General features: G+C 46.2%; 18 protein-coding genes and 1 CRISPR repeat array. All 18 genes read left to right on the top strand.

The genetic code is table 11. From position 1 onward, the window contains the following. Position 1: 1 nt before the first annotated feature. Complete coding sequence (locus tag F6I03_RS03620) at positions 2-1,219, top strand: ATP-grasp domain-containing protein (protein WP_070431118.1); 1,218 nt, start codon at positions 2-4, stop codon at positions 1,217-1,219. Between the two features lie 23 nt (positions 1,220-1,242). Beyond that, positions 1,243-1,956: an aspartate/glutamate racemase family protein gene (locus F6I03_RS03615; RefSeq protein ID WP_070431119.1), complete on the top strand. Its 714-nt coding sequence runs from the start codon at positions 1,243-1,245 to the stop codon at positions 1,954-1,956. A gap of 110 nt (positions 1,957-2,066) precedes the next feature. Continuing rightward, the gene (locus F6I03_RS03610) at positions 2,067-2,303 is read left to right on the top strand and encodes a Veg family protein (RefSeq protein ID WP_070431120.1); all 237 of its coding nucleotides are present in this window, start codon (positions 2,067-2,069) and stop codon (positions 2,301-2,303) included. A gap of 146 nt (positions 2,304-2,449) precedes the next feature. Continuing rightward, positions 2,450-3,319 (top strand): 4-(cytidine 5'-diphospho)-2-C-methyl-D-erythritol kinase, encoded by an 870-nt coding sequence (gene ispE, locus F6I03_RS03605; protein WP_070431121.1) that lies wholly within the window; start codon positions 2,450-2,452, stop codon positions 3,317-3,319. A 137-nt stretch (positions 3,320-3,456) separates the two neighbouring features. Next, a complete protein-coding gene (locus tag F6I03_RS03600) occupies positions 3,457-4,449 on the top strand; it encodes a metal ABC transporter solute-binding protein, Zn/Mn family (RefSeq protein ID WP_070431122.1) in 993 nt (330 codons plus the stop codon). A gap of 11 nt (positions 4,450-4,460) precedes the next feature. After that, complete coding sequence (locus tag F6I03_RS03595; protein ID WP_070431123.1) at positions 4,461-5,165, top strand: metal ABC transporter ATP-binding protein; 705 nt, start codon at positions 4,461-4,463, stop codon at positions 5,163-5,165. Then, the gene (locus F6I03_RS03590; RefSeq protein WP_070431124.1) at positions 5,114-5,911 is read left to right on the top strand and encodes a metal ABC transporter permease; all 798 of its coding nucleotides are present in this window, start codon (positions 5,114-5,116) and stop codon (positions 5,909-5,911) included. Before F6I03_RS03595 ends, F6I03_RS03590 begins: the two co-directional genes overlap by 52 nt. Before the next feature lie 289 nt (positions 5,912-6,200). Then, entirely contained in the window at positions 6,201-7,241 is a 1,041-nt protein-coding gene (locus F6I03_RS03585; protein WP_070431125.1) for a YeiH family protein, read from the top strand. Positions 7,242-7,468: 227 nt separating this feature from the next. Next, on the top strand, positions 7,469-7,657 hold the full coding sequence (locus tag F6I03_RS09980; RefSeq protein ID WP_070431126.1) for a helix-turn-helix transcriptional regulator: 189 nt from the start codon (positions 7,469-7,471) through the stop codon (positions 7,655-7,657). 118 nt (positions 7,658-7,775) lie between these two features. Beyond that, on the top strand, positions 7,776-10,565 hold the full coding sequence (locus F6I03_RS03575; protein ID WP_070431127.1) for a CRISPR-associated helicase/endonuclease Cas3: 2,790 nt from the start codon (positions 7,776-7,778) through the stop codon (positions 10,563-10,565). After that, positions 10,552-12,237, top strand: a complete 1,686-nt coding sequence (locus F6I03_RS03570) for a type I-E CRISPR-associated protein Cse1/CasA (protein WP_070626249.1) — start codon at positions 10,552-10,554, stop codon at positions 12,235-12,237. The genes F6I03_RS03575 and F6I03_RS03570 overlap by 14 nt, the downstream gene beginning before the upstream one ends. A 1-nt stretch (position 12,238) precedes the next feature. Then, entirely contained in the window at positions 12,239-12,874 is a 636-nt protein-coding gene (casB, locus tag F6I03_RS03565) for a type I-E CRISPR-associated protein Cse2/CasB (RefSeq protein ID WP_070431129.1), read from the top strand. Beyond that, complete coding sequence (cas7e, locus tag F6I03_RS03560) at positions 12,867-13,952, top strand: type I-E CRISPR-associated protein Cas7/Cse4/CasC (RefSeq protein ID WP_083290580.1); 1,086 nt, start codon at positions 12,867-12,869, stop codon at positions 13,950-13,952. Before casB ends, cas7e begins: the two co-directional genes overlap by 8 nt. 1 nt (position 13,953) lies before the next feature. After that, positions 13,954-14,661, top strand: a complete 708-nt coding sequence (gene cas5e, locus F6I03_RS03555) for a type I-E CRISPR-associated protein Cas5/CasD (RefSeq protein WP_070431130.1) — start codon at positions 13,954-13,956, stop codon at positions 14,659-14,661. A 1-nt stretch (position 14,662) separates the two neighbouring features. After that, positions 14,663-15,304, top strand: a complete 642-nt coding sequence (gene cas6e / locus F6I03_RS03550) for a type I-E CRISPR-associated protein Cas6/Cse3/CasE (RefSeq protein ID WP_070431131.1) — start codon at positions 14,663-14,665, stop codon at positions 15,302-15,304. Positions 15,305-15,306: 2 nt separating this feature from the next. Further along, positions 15,307-16,251, top strand: a complete 945-nt coding sequence (gene cas1e / locus F6I03_RS03545) for a type I-E CRISPR-associated endonuclease Cas1e (RefSeq protein ID WP_070431132.1) — start codon at positions 15,307-15,309, stop codon at positions 16,249-16,251. Continuing rightward, positions 16,251-17,147, top strand: coding sequence for a type I-E CRISPR-associated endoribonuclease Cas2e (gene cas2e / locus F6I03_RS03540; protein WP_070431133.1), 897 nt, complete (start codon positions 16,251-16,253; stop codon positions 17,145-17,147). The genes cas1e and cas2e overlap by 1 nt, the downstream gene beginning before the upstream one ends. Before the next feature lie 17 nt (positions 17,148-17,164). Beyond that, a CRISPR array of direct repeats spans positions 17,165-17,924; the repeat unit is 28 nt; unit sequence CTTCTTCCCGCATACGCGGGGGTGATCC. A 46-nt stretch (positions 17,925-17,970) separates the two neighbouring features. Next, positions 17,971-18,210 (top strand): helix-turn-helix domain-containing protein, encoded by a 240-nt coding sequence (locus F6I03_RS03535; protein WP_070431134.1) that lies wholly within the window; start codon positions 17,971-17,973, stop codon positions 18,208-18,210. Positions 18,211-18,223 lie beyond the last annotated feature (13 nt).

The following is an 18,223-nucleotide window of genomic DNA, read 5'->3' as shown; positions in this document are numbered from 1 at the left end:
GATGTCAAATTTACCAGCATTTGTTCCTATTTTGTTCCTGGGTAACAAGGGAGCCTACAGCATTGCTCGGGCCTTCCATGAGCAATACGGCATAAAAACGGACTTAAATGTCACCATGGATGCCGGCCCAGTTGCCCATTCGAAGATTGTTAACAAGCATATCTATCCTGACTTAACAGATAACTTGCGTGAACATTTTATTGAAATTAGAGACCGGGTGGACCGGGATTATCCAGAAGCGGCTAAAATTGTCTTAGCTTCTGAGGACACCTTCACGGAGCACTTGATTACCCACCGCGATGTCTTTGAAGAAGCGGGTTGGACCGTTCCTTATGTGGACTTAGCGACCTTAGAAGAGGCAACGGACAAGGCTAAATTCTATGCTAAGTGCGAAGCTGTTGGTGTTCCTTATCCCCATACCTGGCAAGTGACAGATGACCAGCTTCCAGCTGAAGCTAAGGGCAAGCTGGTCGTTAAGCCAGCTATTACCCCAAGCTACCAAGTCCTTCACTTTGAGGGCAAGCGTAAGATTTACTTCTGTGACAATCCAGAGGAAGCTCAGACAGCCATCCAGCTCATGCGTCAAGGCGGGTATCCAGACCCTATTATTGTCCAGGACTTCATTGAAGGAGCGGATACGGACCAGGCAGTTGTGACAGCCTATCGGTCGCCCCATGATAAGAAGATTAAACTGACAGCCTTTGGGCGCGTGATGGTGGAAGACCGGTCGGCGAGTGCCGCCGGTAACCACTTGGCCATCTTGAGCGAGAACGGCCATGAGGATGTTTACCGCCATGTGGAAGCCCTGATGACCGCCTATGATTTTACGGGCTATGCCAATTTTGACTTAATCTATGACCGAGACCGGGAAACTTTTGTCTTCTTTGAATTAAATCCGCGTTTAGGCCTATCCAATTATTATGTCACGGCAGGGGGACAGAATCCTATCTACTATTACATTGAAGACTATCTCTTCCAACGGCAAGTGCCCAACAGCTTTGAAGCCAAACCCGCCCTCTTTACGGTCTTACCCCGGGGTTTGGTGAAGCGTCGCCTAGTTGGAACGCCTTATGCGGACCAGGTGAAGGGGCTCTATCAAGCCCACCAAGTCTTCAATCCCTTAGCCTATCCTTATGACAATCACTGGCGCCGCAAGCTCTATGTGAAAGCATCAGAACTTAATTACTACCGCAAATTTAAAGAAACAGGCCAGCTCTAGCCGGCCCTGTAGAGGGAGGTACTATGAAACATTTCTTTGGGATTATAGGGGGGATGGGGACCGTTGCAACCACCAACTTTTTAGAAGAAATGAATAAGCTTTACCGTCCTGAGAGTGACCAAGCTTATTTGAACTATATCCTCTTTAACCATGCAACTGTTCCCGATCGGACGGCTTATATCTTAGACCATAGCCAGGCAAGTCCGGTTGAACCCCTGATTGAAGATATTAAACAAATAGAAAGTTTAGGCCCTGATTTCTTGGCGATTCCTTGCAATACAGCCCACTACTTCTTCGATGACCTGCAAGCAGCAACTGACCTACCCATTATTAACATGCTGACCTTAGTTGAAGACGCTCTCGCAGCCCATCGCGGGGAAAAAATTGGTATCTGTGCGACTAAGGGAACGACTCAGAGTGGTCTATACCATGAGACCATTGAGCGGGCAGGCTGCCAAGCCCTGGCTCCCGATGATGCCCTCCAGGAGAAGATTATGAGGCTGATTTATGACCAGGTCAAAAACCAGGCCATCGCTGACCTTAGTCTGTACGAGGAAATTCTATCGGACTTTATGGACCAGGGGGCCTCAGCCATCATCCTGGGCTGTACAGAAGTTTCTTATGTGAATAGCCATGACCCTAAGAAGGCTTACCCCATTATCGATGCCGAGAAACTATTGGTTGCAGAAGTTGTCCGCCAAGGCATCCAAAGCCAAGGAAAAGAAGCAAGTTCTTAAATAAAAAATGACTAAGAAAACAAAGTCAAGTCTTGACTCAATCGCTCATTTGTGGTATTGCATAAAGTCAACTCATGTGTTATAATAGTTAACATTAGAGGAGTGATAGAATGTCAGGGAACTTAGCAGCGATCAAAGCAGCTTTGGATGAAAAGCTTGGGCGCCGTATCCAGGTTACCCAACAGACAGGACGTAAACGGATTACCGTGCGCCAGGGGATTTTGAGTGATACCTTCCCAGCTGTTTTTGTTGTTGAACTTGACCAGGATCAAAATCAATTCGAACGTGTCTGTTACAGCTACACAGATGTCTTAACGGAAAGCGTTGAAATTGAATTTAATAATTAGAGAAGTCTAGGCTAGGCATGGTGTCCTGGCCTTTTTCTCATATTAGCGGCTAATGACCCGACGGCAAAGCGGCTTTACTTTATTTCAAGGGGATCTCATGCTAAAATTCAAGGTAATCAGTCATTGCGAATAAGGGAGGTGGCAGTGTGTCGATTATAGAGAAAGCAGCAGCAAAGATAAACCTATCCCAGGACTTGATCTACCATGAAGCGACTGGGAGCTGGCATTATGACATGGTGATGGCTTCGGTTGACCTCTCAGACCGCCTGACAATCCAAGAGCGTTCCGACCAAGAGATTGTAGTGCGTACGAGCCGGAGCTTCCTTCCTAATGATGCGCGGAACCATGCCTATCGCGCCGCAAGTTTGATTAGGGAGGCCAGTCAAGTTAAGCGGGGTTTAGAGATTATTATTGAGAAGCAAATCCCGGTCTCTGCCGGCCTAGGCGGGGGGAGCTCGGATGCGGCGGCTGTTTTACGGGCTGTGAATAAGCTCTGGGACCTGGATTATTCTAGAGAAGAGCTCTTAGACTTGGCCCTAAAGATTGATGCGGATGCTCCTTATTGTTTATTAGGTGGTATCCAGCACGTTAGCGGACAGGGCGACCAGCTCCAGCCGCTCTCCGCCCTGCCTGCCTCATGGTTGGTTCTCGCTAAGCCACCGCTCTCTGTATCTACCGACAAGATCTTACACGAGCTGACTCCGTCTGACCTGCCTGACCAGGCCAATACCCCGGCCGTCCTCCAAGCTATCCATAAGCATTCCTACCAGGACTTAGTCCAAGCAACAGGCAATATGCTAGAAGACTTGGTCTTTTGGAATTATCCTAGCCTAGCTAAGTTAAAGGCTAAGATGCAAAAATTTGGGGCCCAAGGGGTGACTATGACCGGGACGGGGTCGACAGTTATTGGCTTTGCCCCGTCTTTGAACCGGGCCAAACATGTCTATAATGCCTTGCGCGGTTTCTGTAAAGAAGTCTATGTGGTCCCTGTCTTGCAGCAGGGGACTGGCCTCTAACAGGAGCCCTATAGGAAGAAAAAAGTTGAGGGGACTCAGCTTTTTTTCTTGCGACAGGGGAGGAAGTGTGGTATCTTAAAGGGTATTAAATCGTAACAGTTACGACTAACCTTTAATCTTGATGAAAGGAGTCAGCGATGAAGAAAAAATATCTTTACCTTTTCGCTTTGGGCTTAGCCTTGCTTGTGACGGCTTGCCAAAGCTCCCAGAAAGAGGCTGAATCGGGGGATAAGCTGCAAGTGATGACCAGTTTTTATCCCATCCAGGCCTTGACCCAAGCGGTGGCAGGAGACCATGCAGACGTTCAAGTGATGATTGCTAATGGGCAAGAGGTTCATGACTATGAACCTAGCGCTAAAAATTTAGCGGATTTGGAAGCCTCTGATCTCTTTATCTATAATAGTGATGAAATGGAGACCTGGGTACCGACTATGGTGGAGAGCCTCAAACAAGACCAAGTCGCTGTCCACGAGGCAGCAGGAGGACTTGACCTGATGGCTGGCCAGGTAACCACCATTGATGGGGCCCAGCATGAGGGCCATGACCACGCCCATGATGGGGAAGGAGACGATGGTCACGATCACCCGGAAGGCGACCTCCATGTCCATGCCAAGGACCCTCACACCTGGTTGGATCCTGTCCTGGCCCAAAAAGAAGTTCAGGGAATTGCGGATGCCCTAGCTGGTCAGGACCCTGACCATCAAGCGGACTATCAAGCCAATGCCGAGGCCTTTATTAAGGAATTGGCGCAATTAGACCAGGACTTTAAGACTGCCTTAGCGGATAAGAAGGACCGGCACTTTGTCGTGGACCATGCCGCCTTTAACTACCTGGCTGCCCGCTATGATCTGGAACAGATTGCCTTGACCAGTGTGGATTCGACCGCCAGTCTATCTCCAGCCAAATTGGCCCAATTAGAAGACTATATTCGCCAAAGAGGCATCGAAGTGATCTTCTTCCAGCAGGGGGGATCTTCTAAGCTGGCTGATGTCATTGCCCATGATACAGGGATTAAGACCAGCAGTCTCAGCTCAATGGAGTCTCCTGATGCCAGTATCGAAGCTAATGGAGAAGGCTATCTCCACTTGATGCGGCAGAATTTAGACCATCTCGAAGCGGGCTTGAAGTAAAGGAGTGTCCTATGCATTATATTGAAGTGGAAGACTTGCGCTTCTCATACAATGAGGAGCCGGTCTTAAATAATATTAGTTTTACCGTAGATCCGGGCGAATTTGTGATCCTAACGGGGGAAAACGGAGCCGCTAAGACGACCTTGCTCAAGAATATCCTCGGTCTGCTCGAACCAGAAAAAGGCCAGTGTCGGATTGCCCAGAAGAATTTCCAAGGTGAAAAATTACAAGTCGGCTATGTGCCCCAAAGTATTTCTTCTTTCAATGCTGGCTTCCCTTCAACGGTCTATGAATTTGTTCAGTCGGGCCGCTACCAGCAGAATCGCTGGTTCAAGCGCTTAGACCAGGAGGATGAAGACCATATCCGACGGGCCTTTGACTCCGTGGGGATGTGGGAACAACGAAATGAACGGATTGGGGACTTGTCGGGCGGACAGAAGCAGCGGATCTGTTTGGCCCGGGTCTTCGCAACGGATCCAGACCTCTTTATCTTAGATGAACCGACGACAGGGATGGATATTGAATCGCGCAAGAATTTCTATGACTTGCTCCGCCACAATACCCGTAACCATGGCAAGGCAATCCTTATGGTGACCCATGAAGACTTGTCCCTAAAAGATTATTTCGATAAACAAATCCACTTAGTCAGAGAGGAGGGGACCCCATGGAGATGCTTCAGTATGACTTCATGCAAAGAGCCATCATCGCTTGCCTAGCGATGGCCCTCTTCACGCCTATCCTTGGCCTATTCTTAATTCTGCGTAAGCAGTCGCTAATGGCCGATACCTTGGCCCATATTTCTTTGGCGGGCGTGGCCTTGGGTTATCTCCTCGGCTTGGAGCCGACCTTGACAACCATTGCCTTGGTTATCTTGGCGGCCTTATTGTTAGAATATCTCAGACGGGTTTACAGTAATTATTCAGATATCTCGATTGCTATGCTAATGTCAGGGGGGATGGCCTTGGCCCTCCTCTTGCTTTCCCGTGTGGACTCTGCAGCCAGTATTGAGTCCTATCTCTTCGGATCGATTGTGGCCATTTCGCCGCTTCAAATCGGGCTATTGATCGGTCTAACGGTCCTTGTCGGGCTTGCTTACCTGGTCAACCAACGGATCCTCTATGTGCTTTCCTTCGATGAGGATACGGCCTATACGGCAGGCCTACCCACACGTTTGATTTCTATTCTTTTTTCAGTTGTAACAGGGATCGCGATCTCTATCATGATGCCCATCGCAGGGTCTCTTCTGGTTTCGGCGATTATTATCATGCCAGCAGCCATTGCTATGCGGATTGCCCGCCACTTCAACCAGGTGATTTACCTAGCCATCTGCTTAGCCCTGGTTGGGATGCTAGGGGGGCTGACGGTCTCCTATTACTTCGATACCCCACCTGGCGCCACCATAGCGGCCCTGTTTATCCTGATCTTTATGGTTCAGAGCCTCTATCTCAAGCTCAAATCATAACTTAGCTAAGCCTACTTCTTAGAAGTGGGCTTTTTTGTTAATAGTTAAGATAGCTAACGCTGATCCTTTTGAAAATAAAATTGATTGGAAATTAATGGATCATTGTGATTTAATGAAAATAAAGTGAGACAAAAGTCGACCAGCCCTGGACCACGAGGGTGAATGAAGGCCGAGCATTGTGAGATGATCGCCTGAATTCGCCTAGTGGATGCCAGGGCTGACTTTTGGCATCCGTCGTGAAAAAGGCGAGACTTTTGCCCCATCTTATGATTTAGAAAGAAGGCATCTTATGAAAATTAATCGTCACTTGTTGCCAGGCCTGGCCTTATCCTTAGCCATTGCCCTGCCTGCACACTTTTTGGGACAGGCTTTTCCTATCATTGGCGGACCTGTTTTTGCTATTTTAATGGGGATGATACTGGCGCTATTTTGGAAGGCAGGAGCGATCTTCCAACCCGGTATTCGCTTTTCGAGTAAGGTCTTACTGCAAGCAGCTGTGGTCTTGCTCGGTTTTGGTCTCAATCTTTCTGTCGTTATTGAGACGGGAGTGACTTCTTTACCGATTATCCTCTCCACCATTTCCATCGCCCTCTTGGTAGCCTTTATTTTTAGCCGTTATTTAAATATTGATACGAAGACAGCTAGCTTGGTAGGGGTTGGGTCATCGATTTGTGGAGGATCAGCGATTGCTGCAACAGCCCCTGTCATTGAAGCGGAAGAAGAGGAAGTCGCCCAGGCAATTTCGGTTATTTTCTTCTTTAATGTCCTGGCCGCCCTAATTTTTCCAAGTTTAGGACAATGGTTGGGCTTCGATACGACGAGCGGGGAAGCCTTCGGGATCTTCGCAGGGACAGCGGTCAATGACACCTCTTCTGTGACAGCCGCTGCTTCCACCTGGGACAGTCTCTTTAATCTGGGGACAGCGACTCTCGATAAGGCGATTACGGTGAAACTCACCCGGACCCTGGCTATTATTCCGATTACGCTAGGATTGAGCTTCTGGCGCAGCCGCCACGGGGAAGAGACGCCAACTGGTCTAACTTGGGGGCAAAAAATTAAGGCGAGTCTACCTCAATTTATTATTTACTTTGTCCTCGCTTCTTTACTCACAACGATTTGCTTGGCTCTTGGTCTACCTGAAGGACTCTTTGCTCCCTTCAAATGGGCCAGCAAGTTCCTGATTGTATGGGCCATGGCTGCGATTGGTTTGAATACGGATCTCGTCAAACTCCTGCGTTCAGGGGCTAGTGCCCTGGGCTTAGGGGCAGCCTGCTGGATTGCCATTACCCTGGTCAGTCTGGGACTCCAGTATGTTATGGGCTTATGGTAAAAAATGAAGAAAAATGCTGAAGTTTTCTGGCTTCAGCATTTTTTTATTGGAATGGTGGGATTAAATCTTCCTTGCTTGGAGCTCTCTGGGCCTAATGAGCTTTGCAGGGAAGGAGGAAGCTGTGAGGCCTCAATATCTTTGGGTTGCAAAATATTTTTTTTATTGCTATAGTACTGTTGTAAAGTAAATTGAATTAAATAGATTATGTAAAAGAGAGGGTTCGTAAAATGAAAATAGCTGAAATTTTAAGACAGAGCCGCTTAGATTTGAATTTAACTCAACAAGAGGTAGCTAATAAAATTGGAGTCCAGGTTGGCAGTATAGCCAATTGGGAGCGAGGACGTTGTCTTCCCTCGGCTGATTATTTGCTAGATCTCGTATCCATTTATAAAATTGAATTCAAGGATTTTAAATGAGATAATAGGGCTAACTTCTGCCTGCTTCAGCAGGTGTGATCCTTAAATGGATTAGGTAATATCTTTTCTTCCTGCGTTAGCAGGGGTTAGCCTTATTGTATGTGAGGAGAGGATAATTATTCAGACCGCAGTTAACCCAGTTTTCTGGGCTAAGAAGAAAGAAGAGGGCGGGCGCTATCTATGGCTGCCTCTCAGCCAACATGCCTTGGATACAGCCCAAGTTTCGGGCTTACTCTGGGAGCATTGGCTGAGTGACGGCCAGCGTCAACTCCTAAGCGATTCGTTGAACCAGCCGGATGAACAAGTTGCTAAGCAAGTGGCTGTGTTTTTGGGTGCAAGCCACGACCTAGGCAAGATTTGTGGGAGTTTCCAGGCCAAAAAAGGCTTCAGCAACTCCGCCGATTTAGACCGACAATTGATTGAACAGTTAGAATTTGAAGGCTTTGAGGGCTTGGGTGATACTCTATTTAGGGATGTTGGACGCACGCCCCATGCTACCGTTGGCCAGGTGATTCTTGAAAAAATGGGAGTTAACCGAGGGATTGCCTCGATAGTTGGTGGCCACCATGGAAAGCCTGTATCAGAGCCAAAAACGTTAAAACTTCAGCGGGGCTATAGCGAAAATTACTACCAAGTTCCTAATCCTAATCATCCCGTTTATAAATTATGGGAAGCTGAGCAGAAGCGGCTTTTAGATTGGGCGTTAGACTTTTCGGGTTTTGACCGGGTAGAGGACCTGCCCCAAATTAGTAAGAATGGTCAAGTGATCTATTCAGGCCTCTTAATCATGGCAGACTGGATCGCAAGTAATGAACATTATTTTCCTTTAATTGACTTCAATGATCCTGTAGCTATTGACCAAGACCAGCGGATTCGTTCGGGCTTCAGCCACTGGTTCAAGACCCGTCCTATCCATTTCCAAGAAATTGCTTCTGTTGATGCCATCTATAATGACCGATTTGGAGATCCGGAGAGCGACCAGGCGTTTGTGCCAAGAGATTTTCAACGCAAGTTTACGGAATTGTTATTGACTGTCGAAGATCCAGGAATCTTTATTTTAGAAGCACCCATGGGTCTAGGGAAGACAGAGGCAGCCTTGGTTGGTGCAGAAGTCCTGGCTAATCGTCGGGGACAGAGCGGGATATTCTTTGGCCTACCTACGCAAGCGACATCTGATGGGATTTTTCCACGTGTCTCCCATTGGTTGTCCCGAGTGAGTGATGATTATATGGAAGATACATCGCTTCAACTCGTCCATGGTAAGGCAGCCTTGAATCCAGACTATGAGAGCCTTGCCTCGAATATTAATATTGATGGGGAGAGCGGACTAGGCACGGTGACAGTCAACCAGTGGTTTAAGGGACGAAAGACGTCCAACCTCGATGACTTTGTTGTAGGAACAGTAGACCAATTCCTCTTGAATGCCTTGAAGCAAAAACACCTGGCCCTGCGCCATCTAGGCTTTAGCAAGAAGGTTGTCATTATCGATGAGGTCCATGCTTGCGATGCCTATATGAATGTTTACTTAAACCAGGCGCTGAGCCTAATGGGAGCTTATGGGGTTCCGGTTATCATCCTATCGGCGACCCTCCCTGCTTCTAGTCGTAAAAAGATGGTGAAATCTTATCTTCAAGAGCGAGGGGATACAAACGAGAAGATTCAGTGGCCAGAAGACGGCTTGCTAGAAGATGCTTATCCCCTAGTGACTTATTCAGATAGCAAGCGTGTCCAGCAATTCGCAGACTTTGAACCGCAAGAAAACCATCCCGTGGAAATTCAACCATTTGAAGAAGACCAATTGTTTGACCAATTAGATAATTGGCTCAAGGGTGAGGGTGTTGTAGGCATTGTGGTCAATACAGTGAAAAAAGCCCAGGATTTGGCACAAAAATGTGTGGCACGCTATGGGGATGACGTGGTCGATGTCCTGCATGCTTCCTTCATTGCAACGGAACGCAAGAAGAAGGAAAGACAGCTCCTCCAAGACATTGGTAAGGGAGCAGGTCGGCCAGCTAAGAAGATTATTATTGGTACCCAGGTGATTGAACAATCCCTAGATATTGATTTCGATGTCATGGTCAGCGATTTAGCCCCCATGGACTTACTCATTCAACGAATGGGCCGGCTCCACCGCCATGCCATCCACCGCCCATCCCAACACCAAGAAGCCCGTTTCTATGTTATGGGGTTGTCAGATAGCTTGGACTTCGATAAGGGATCCAAGAGTATCTACGGAAAGAATCTATTGATCCGGACCCAGGCTTTTCTACCGAAAGTATTAAATATACCTGGAGACATCTCCCCCTTGGTGCAAAAAGTCTATGGCAGCGCCGAACCTGACCTGGCGGATGATCTGAAACCAGCTCTTGAGAAAGCTGAGACAAAGGAAGTAGAGCGTAAAGAAGCTAAAAAAAGTAAAGCTAGCGAATATTTATTAGCAGTAGAAGATTTCTCATTGGATGATGAGGAAGAGTCTCTGGTCGGATGGTTAAATAATGGTAGTCCAGATCAGACGGAAGCGGGGGGCTATGCCCAAGTCCGAGACAGTGATGAGACCATTGAAGTGATCTTGTTGAAGCAATTAGCAGAAGGATACGGTTTATTAGGTGATGAGCGCGATATTTCAGAAGAAGTCGCAGATCCAACCATAGCGAAAAGATTAGCCCAAGAGACCATAAAGTTACCTGGCATCCTAAGTAAGGGTTACAATATCGATGAAGTTATTCGAATCTTGGAAGCTTATACCGCCAAACACTTTAGGTCTTGGCAAGACTCCCCTTGGTTAAAGGGTCAGCTAGGCGTCTTATTGGACGATACTAATAGTTTTAGCCTGCATGGTTATCATCTCACTTATAGCCCAAAATTTGGTTTAAGCATGGAAAAGGAGGAAAAGAATGAGTCGCTTTAATTTGATTGACGAAGCCTGGATCAAGGTTCTAGACCTAGAAGATCAAAACCAGGAAGTCTCACTGAAAGAAGTCTTCCAGAATGCCCATCTCTACCAGCGTTTAGCTGGGGAGACAGAGACGCAAAATTTTGCGGTATTGAGAATTCTTCTGTCTATCTTACAGACGGCTTTTGATCGTTTTGATCTCGAGGGTGATCTTAGACCACACTACCAGGACGATTGGGATGCTGAAGATCGTAATGATGTAAAAAAATTATATAAAAAATTGAGAAAAGATTGGCACAGATTGTGGGAAAATAAAGAACTTCCCAAAAATATTTTCAGCTATCTCGACCACTGGTACGACCGCTTTTATCTTTTTGATGAGGCTTATCCCTTTATGCAAGTGGCGGCGGATGAAATTTCTGAAGATAAGATCAGTAAGAAAAAGGCCTCGAGTGTGTCGGGTAAGAATATTAATCGGTTAATTTCAGAAAGTGGAAATAAACCGGCCCTCTTCTCTCCCAAGTATGCGGCGAAGAAGAATAAAGAAATCCTGAGTGAAAGCGAAGTTGCTCGATGGTTGATTACCTTGCAGGGCTATATTGGTTTATCCGACAAGGTAATCTTTGGTCAGGATAAGTATAAGGCCTCTAAGGGCTGGTTATTTGATATCGGCGGTATTTATCTAGAGGGCGATAATTTACTAGAAACCTTACTTTTAAACTGTATAGCTGTTCATCCTTATGATAAATTTTGGGGTAAGCAACAGAAGCCGGCTTGGGAATTTGCTCCCGCTGAAAATATAGAAGGTTATTTTACAGACTTTGCTCCAGATAATTTGGCTGAACTCTATACCCTGTGGTCAAGGGCCGTTTATATTGATCCGGAAACGGACCTCAGCCAGCCCTTCGAATGTCAGCTGGTGAAGCTGCCCGATCTGAGGCATACAAACCAATTCCTCGAACCGATGACTCTTTGGCGTCATAACGATTCGGGAGAAAATAAGGGTCGTTTTACCCCGCGTAAACACCGGCCAGGTCAAGCGATTTGGCGGTCCTTTGGTTTACTCGCTCTGCCAGATTCCGATGCTGAAGATGAAAAACAGAGGCAGCCGGGGATTATCCAGTGGTTGAATAAATTAGATGAGACGATTAGCGACAAAGTTATCACCCTGCGCGCGGTGAGCATGCAAGACGACGGCAATGCCACTTCTTGGGTACCAGTAGATGAGATTTGCGATCGCTTAGATATTCGTTCGTTTGTCCTTATTGATGTGAAGGAGAGTAACTGGATGCCACGGATTAATGATACGGTGGATAAAACCAAGAAGATGGTTGAGGTCCACTTCCAGTATTTCCTCAAAGACATCAACCAGATACGAAATATCAAGCGTGATGATCCTAAGTATTACGCCTTTATCAATCAAAACATCGAAGAAGTTTACTTTAGGATTGACCGGCCCTTCAGAGATTGGCTGCTCTCCTTAGAAATGTATGAATCGAAGAATCAAAAGGTTCAGGATTGGCAGGATTGCCTCTATGACCTGATTAACCAGCAAGTCAGTCAGATTATAAACGAGGCGGGGCCACGGGATTATACGGGAATTGTCCAAGACAAAGAAGTGATGAATATTGCAACGGTCCACAATAAATTTTCTCGGTTCTTATGGAAAGCTTTAAAGGAGGAATGACATGACAAAAAGAATTCAGCTATCGCAAGTGACTGAACGGCTCTTACACCAGCTCAGTCATAGCCTAGACCAGCCCGTAACCAAGGCAAGATTAGCTAGCTTAAGGCATTCAATCGGACGCGATATGAGTCAAAGCATTGAAATTTGGCCCTTCATTTTTGAAAATATACCGGAGGACTATCTCGGGCAAAGCTCAATTTTAACTGATCAAGAAGAAGCCATTCTGCTTACCCTCCAACTCTATGCGGTCTACCAACAAGGTAAGGATCAAGCAGTATGGACGGATGAAGTCGATCGGCGCAAGAATTTTGGGCATTCGCTCGCTTACTTAAGAAGAAATGAAGAAAATAAGGTGGCAACCGACCGGCGTTTTAATGCCATGATAACAGCAACGACTTATGAAGAGTTCAAGTATCACTTACGGCAAATGCTACAATTACTTAAATCGAAAACTAAAGCAGAAGTTCCCATTAACTTCGGAGGCTTGAGCCGCGATATTTATAAGGTCAAAGGGGACCGTTATGATTTTAAACATGATCGTCCCTACGTCGAAAGTTTGCGTTTGAGCTGGGCTAAAGCCTATTATAGTTATCAAAGTAATGAAACGGACAAAGAAAAGGAGACTGACAATGACTAAATCACCTTTATTTTTAGATATCCATGCCATCCAGACCCTGCCGCCATCCAATATCAACCGGGATGATACAGGGAGTCCGAAAACAGCAAGATACGGTGGCGTCCAACGAGCTCGGGTGAGTTCACAAGCTTGGAAGAGAGCTATGCGGGATTACTTTAAGGAATTCGGTGCTCTCGATAATGTAGGGGTCAGAAGCTTAGAGATTGTGCGTTACCTTGCCCATAAAATTCAAAAATTATCAGCTGATATGAGCGACGAAGAGGCCATGGCACTAGCTGATAAAACCATCAATGCAGCAGGCGTAAAGACCAAGGACCAACGCGCCAAGGCGCTCTTCTTCCTCGGTGATATTCAAGCAGAAAAATTAGCCCAAGCTGCCCTTGACGGTGTCACAGACAAGAAAGAATTGAAGGCCCTCTTAAAAGAAAATCCGGCCATTGATATCGCACTGTTTGGACGGATGGTAGCGGATGATCCTTCCCTTAATGAAGATGCTTCCGCTCAGGTTGCCCATGCTATTTCAACCCATGCCGTACAGACTGAATTTGACTTCTATACGGCGGTTGATGATTATGGTAAAGAAGATAATGCGGGAGCTGGCATGTTAGGAACCATTGAATTCAATTCATCAACCTTATATCGCTATGCGGATGTCGCTGTTCATGAATTTCTCCAACAGTTAGGCGGTGATTTAGAGACGCTTCAACGGAGCCTAAACTTATTCCTCAAGGCCTTTCTAAATTCATTACCTACGGGGAAAGTGAATACTTTTGCCAACCAAACGATTCCTCAGGCGGTTCTGCTTTCGCTTCGCTCTGACCGACCACTTAGCCTAGTGACTGCTTTCGAGTCTCCAGTTAGAGCAGAGGATGGTTTTGTTAATCCTTCTGTTGATCGCTTACTGGCAGAAGTGAATAAGGCGGAAAAATTATTAGATCCAGCTATTGCGACCTTCTACCTCAATCTTGATGGGGATGCAAGCGACTTGGCTAGTGTAGAGACAGTCAATTCATTAAGCCAGCTCCAGGAAGCCATGGATCCGGTGCTTGCAGAGCAATTAGATCAAGCAGGTGAGTAAGGTGAAATCAATCGTTTTGAAGTTTGCCGGTCCCTTACAGTCTTGGGGCACACAATCTCATTTCGAAAGTCGCCATACAGATTTATATCCCTCGAAGAGCGGGGTTATCGGTTTAGTAGCGGCAAGTCTAGGTTATCGGCGTGACCAAACAGAGGACATCCAAGCCCTCAACCAATTAGATTTCGCAGTCCGGGTTGATCAAGAAGGAGGACTTAGGCGAGACTATCAAACGGCTCACAAGTACAAAGCCAACGGTCAGCCCGACCGAACCTATGTGACCAACCGCTATTATCTTGAGGACGCGGTCTTCCTAGTCGCCCTAGCCCATAGTGATGACGCATTCATGGCAAAGATTATCCAAGCCCTAAAGAATCCCTACTTTCAGCCCTTTATGGGGCGGCGGTCCCTCCCCTTGCCCCTAGACTTCATTGTTGCTGAGAATGATCTGGGAGCTGTGGAGAGCTTGCAGCGTGTAGGCTGGCAGGCAGCTCCTTGGTACCAAAGACAGCACAGCCGTGTTTTGGAAGCCTACGCAGATGCAGGGCTAGTAGAAATTAGCAAGCGCGACCAGTGGCGAAAAGACTTGGTGGTCTCTTTTGACCAAAAAAACCGCCATTTTCAAACCCGACGGGAGGTTAAATTTCAAATTGAGCTTCCCAGCCCTGTTCATGAAACCGAACATGATGCTTTTGCTGAGTTAGGAGGTTAAAATGTATCTTTCACGTGTACAGATCGATAGTCACAACCGTCAAAAAATTAAAGATCTGACCCATGCAGGAGCTTACCATAACTGGGTAGAGACGAGCTTTCCTGAGGAGTTTAAAGCAGGGGAGAGGAGCCGAAAACTCTGGCGTTTAGACCGCTTGCAGGGCAAAGATTATTTGTTGATTGTGAGTGAAGAGGAGCCAGACCTAGACCAATTAGAGCGCTACGGGGTGCCGGGGACAGCTGCCAGCAAGTCTTATGATCATTTTCTCAGCCAAATTGAAACAGGCATGCGCTTAGGCTTTCGAGTGACTTTAAACCCAGTCATTTCTAAAAGCTCGGGGGAAAAGGGAGAGCGCGGACGTGTGATGCCCCATGTGACCGAAGCGCACCAGCGTCAATTTCTACTGGATCGAGCAGAAAAAAATGGCTTTTTATTAAAAGAAGATGATTTTAAAATTGTGGAAAGCAAGCGCGCTTTAGTTAAAAAATCAGGGCAAAGGAATTTGCGCTTAATCCAAGTGAGCTACGAGGGACAGCTGACAGTGGCGGACAAAGACCAATTTATTAAAACGCTAACCCAGGGCTTCGGCAAGAAAAAAGCTTACGGCTTTGGCTTGATGACAGTTATTCCATTGAGGGATTAGAGATGGAAAGAAAATTTGGGGCTAAAAAGACGGAACTCCAGGAGCTGCCACGAATAGGCGATCGCGTTAGTTTTATTTATATTGAACATGCCAAAATCAACCGCATAGATAGCGCGATTACAGTAAGGGATAAACGTGGTGTTGTTAGGATCCCCTGCGCTATGATTGGAGTTCTTCTTCTGGGGCCTGGTACTGATGTAAGTCACCGAGCGATTGAGTTAATTGGTGACACTGGAACTTCTATAGCCTGGGTCGGCGAAAGAGGAGTACGCTTTTATGCAGGGGGCCGCCCCTTGGCCCATTCGACACGCCTTCTTGAGCGCCAGGCTAAGTATGTATCCAATCGGCGTTTACGACTGACAGTAGCTCGTAAAATGTATGCCCTGCGTTTTGAAAATGAAGATGTATCCAAGTTAACCATGCAGCAGCTAAGGGGCCGTGAAGGGGCAAGGGTGCGTCGGACCTATCGCTATTATGCTGATAAATATGAGGTCCCTTGGGATAAGCGGCAGTACAATCCAGATGATTTCTTAGCCAGCGATGTGGTCAACCAAGCTTTGTCGTCGGCTAATGTTGCCCTTTATGGCTTAGTCCATAGTATTACGGCAGCTCTAGGCCTTTCCCCAGGCTTAGGTTTCGTCCATACAGGCCATGATAAGGCTTTCGTCTATGATATTGCAGATTTGTATAAAGCAGAATATACCATTCCCTTGGCTTTTCAGATAGCGAGTGAATATACGCCTGAGGACGATATTGGTCGACTGACCCGCTTGAAATTAAGGGACCGTTTAGTTGATGGTAAATTAATGAAACGAATCGTAAAAGATATACAAGTTTTGTTAGACATCTCTAACGAAGATGAAATAATTGCAGAAAATTTTGGACTCTGGGACGATAAAGAAGACCTAGTAAGTTATGGGGTAAGCTATGATGAGGAGGAAGATTGATGCCCTTTACCGTCATCACACTCTCTAAAACTTCAGCATCCTTAAGGGGAGATTTGAGTAAATGGATGCAGGAAATATCTACGGGAGTCTATGTTGGTAATTTTAACCGACGGATTCGCGAAAAATTATGGGAAAGGGTAAAAGAGAACGTAGGCAATGGTGAGGCTACTATTTCCTATGCTGCTCAGAATGAAATTGGCTATCGTTTTGAATCGTACAATACATCACGCCAGATGATCGAACTGGAAGGGATTCCACTTGTCTTCTTGCCTCAAATGGAGGAAAAATCAGGATATCCAAAACAGAAGGGTTTCAGCAATGCTAGTAAGTTCCATAAGGCTAGGAAGTTCTCAAAATCGACCCCTTCTGCTCCATTGAGCTATATTATTTTGGATATCGAAACAACTGGCTTAGAGCCAAATAAAGATAAAATTATCGAAATAGCAGCTATGAAGATAAAGGGACAAGAGAAAGAAGTCTTTCATCATTTAATAGCTGAGCGGACAGTTCCCATGCAGATTCAAAAACTAACGGGGATTAGCCAGCGAAAAATAGATGAAGAGGGGATAGATGAGAATGAAGTGTTAATAGATCTTCTTCAATTTATTGAAAATCAGGTTATCGTTGGATACAATATTAATTTTGACATTAGCTTTATTAATAAGCAGCTGAAAAAGATGGGTCAAGAAAATTTATCTAATCCTATCTTAGATTTAAGGACTATTGTAAAAAAAGAAAATATGTTCTTAAAAAATTATCAATTACAGACAGTCCTACTGAGTTATGGAATTGATAAAAAAGTTCCCCATCGAGCTTTGGGGGATGTCGAATTAATAGCAGAGCTAATTTCAAAAGTGAATAAATTTCCGACTTACTTGAAAAAGAAAGCCCGGTAATATAGGGATCCTTTAGTCTTCTTCCCGCATACGCGGGGGTGATCCCAGAATTCTTCTAGCAAAATTTGGAGTCAAAGGCTTCTTCCCGCATACGCGGGGGTGATCCTGCTTAGGGGAATAGACCTGAACCAAGAGTACGCTTCTTCCCGCATACGCGGGGGTGATCCCTTTGTCAGTAAGACGGCGGATAGCTATCGTCCCTTCTTCCCGCATACGCGGGGGTGATCCCTGGTTTCTCGTTGGTTCTTTATACAAAAGAGCCTTCTTCCCGCATACGCGGGGGTGATCCCTGAGTTTTGTTCAGCCTTCTCCACAGCAGTTGCTTCTTCCCGCATACGCGGGGGTGATCCCCGGAAGCTTGCACAATGGCTGAAAGAAAAAGGCTTCTTCCCGCATACGCGGGGGTGATCCCATTTCTGGCCCTGTTTCAGTATGGACAATCCACTTCTTCCCGCATACGCGGGGGTGATCCTATAAGGAGGAGCCCATGACAGAAATCATCTGCCTTCTTCCCGCATACGCGGGGGTGATCCTGACAGACTTTGACCCGCTTATAGACACAGTGGCTTCTTCCCGCATACGCGGGGGTGATCCCTACGTCCATTCTTACTTCGAGTCTCCAGAAGCCTTCTTCCCGCGCAAGCGGGAGTGATCCTACTAAGTTTTCTTTGGCATATCCTTGTGTGATCTTCTTCCCGCGTAAGCGGGGGTGATCCCATCAAAGTAGCGCGCCACTTCTTCGCTGTGGGCTTCTTCCCGCATACGCGGGGATGATCCTGATTTAGGATTAGGATATTATATACTATGGAAAAGAGGTGTAAAAATGAATGATTTTATTTCTGATAAAGTTGTAGCTGAAAGATTAAAAGCTTTAAGAGAAGAAAAAGGCTACACGCAAAAAGATCTAGCTAATTTAATTAGTGCAAATTATGAAACAGTTCGGGGCTGGGATTATGGTAAGTCTTTGCCTAAGCATGAAATGCTGGCAAGATTAGCAAAGCTATATAATGTAAGTATAGATTACATACTGGGCCAAACTAATACTAAAGAAAGATATAAATAAAAAAGCCCATCTA

Source organism: Aerococcus sanguinicola (assembly GCF_008726925.1).
In the GTDB taxonomy this organism is placed as follows: Bacteria; Bacillota; Bacilli; order Lactobacillales; family Aerococcaceae; genus Aerococcus.
The sequence above is the reverse complement of the archived record's forward strand: the minus strand, read 5'-3'. Positions and strand labels throughout refer to the sequence as shown.

What these genes read in the sequence shown, in the direction of transcription:
- F6I03_RS03620 (WP_070431118.1), top strand. Translation starts at nt 2, where the DNA reads ATGTCAAATTTACCAGCATTTGTTCCTATTTTGTTCCTGGGTAACAAG.
- F6I03_RS03615 (WP_070431119.1), top strand. Translation starts at nt 1,243, where the DNA reads ATGAAACATTTCTTTGGGATTATAGGGGGGATGGGGACCGTTGCAACC.
- F6I03_RS03595 (WP_070431123.1), top strand. Translation starts at nt 4,461, where the DNA reads ATGCATTATATTGAAGTGGAAGACTTGCGCTTCTCATACAATGAGGAG.
- cas7e (WP_083290580.1), top strand. Translation starts at nt 12,867, where the DNA reads ATGACTAAATCACCTTTATTTTTAGATATCCATGCCATCCAGACCCTG.
- F6I03_RS03590 (WP_070431124.1), top strand. Translation starts at nt 5,114, where the DNA reads ATGGAGATGCTTCAGTATGACTTCATGCAAAGAGCCATCATCGCTTGC.
- cas1e (WP_070431132.1), top strand. Translation starts at nt 15,307, where the DNA reads ATGGAAAGAAAATTTGGGGCTAAAAAGACGGAACTCCAGGAGCTGCCA.
- cas2e (WP_070431133.1), top strand. Translation starts at nt 16,251, where the DNA reads ATGCCCTTTACCGTCATCACACTCTCTAAAACTTCAGCATCCTTAAGG.
- casB (WP_070431129.1), top strand. Translation starts at nt 12,239, where the DNA reads ATGACAAAAAGAATTCAGCTATCGCAAGTGACTGAACGGCTCTTACAC.
- F6I03_RS03585 (WP_070431125.1), top strand. Translation starts at nt 6,201, where the DNA reads ATGAAAATTAATCGTCACTTGTTGCCAGGCCTGGCCTTATCCTTAGCC.
- F6I03_RS03535 (WP_070431134.1), top strand. Translation starts at nt 17,971, where the DNA reads ATGAATGATTTTATTTCTGATAAAGTTGTAGCTGAAAGATTAAAAGCT.
- F6I03_RS03570 (WP_070626249.1), top strand. Translation starts at nt 10,552, where the DNA reads ATGAGTCGCTTTAATTTGATTGACGAAGCCTGGATCAAGGTTCTAGAC.
- F6I03_RS09980 (WP_070431126.1), top strand. Translation starts at nt 7,469, where the DNA reads ATGAAAATAGCTGAAATTTTAAGACAGAGCCGCTTAGATTTGAATTTA.
- F6I03_RS03600 (WP_070431122.1), top strand. Translation starts at nt 3,457, where the DNA reads ATGAAGAAAAAATATCTTTACCTTTTCGCTTTGGGCTTAGCCTTGCTT.
- F6I03_RS03610 (WP_070431120.1), top strand. Translation starts at nt 2,067, where the DNA reads ATGTCAGGGAACTTAGCAGCGATCAAAGCAGCTTTGGATGAAAAGCTT.
- cas6e (WP_070431131.1), top strand. Translation starts at nt 14,663, where the DNA reads ATGTATCTTTCACGTGTACAGATCGATAGTCACAACCGTCAAAAAATT.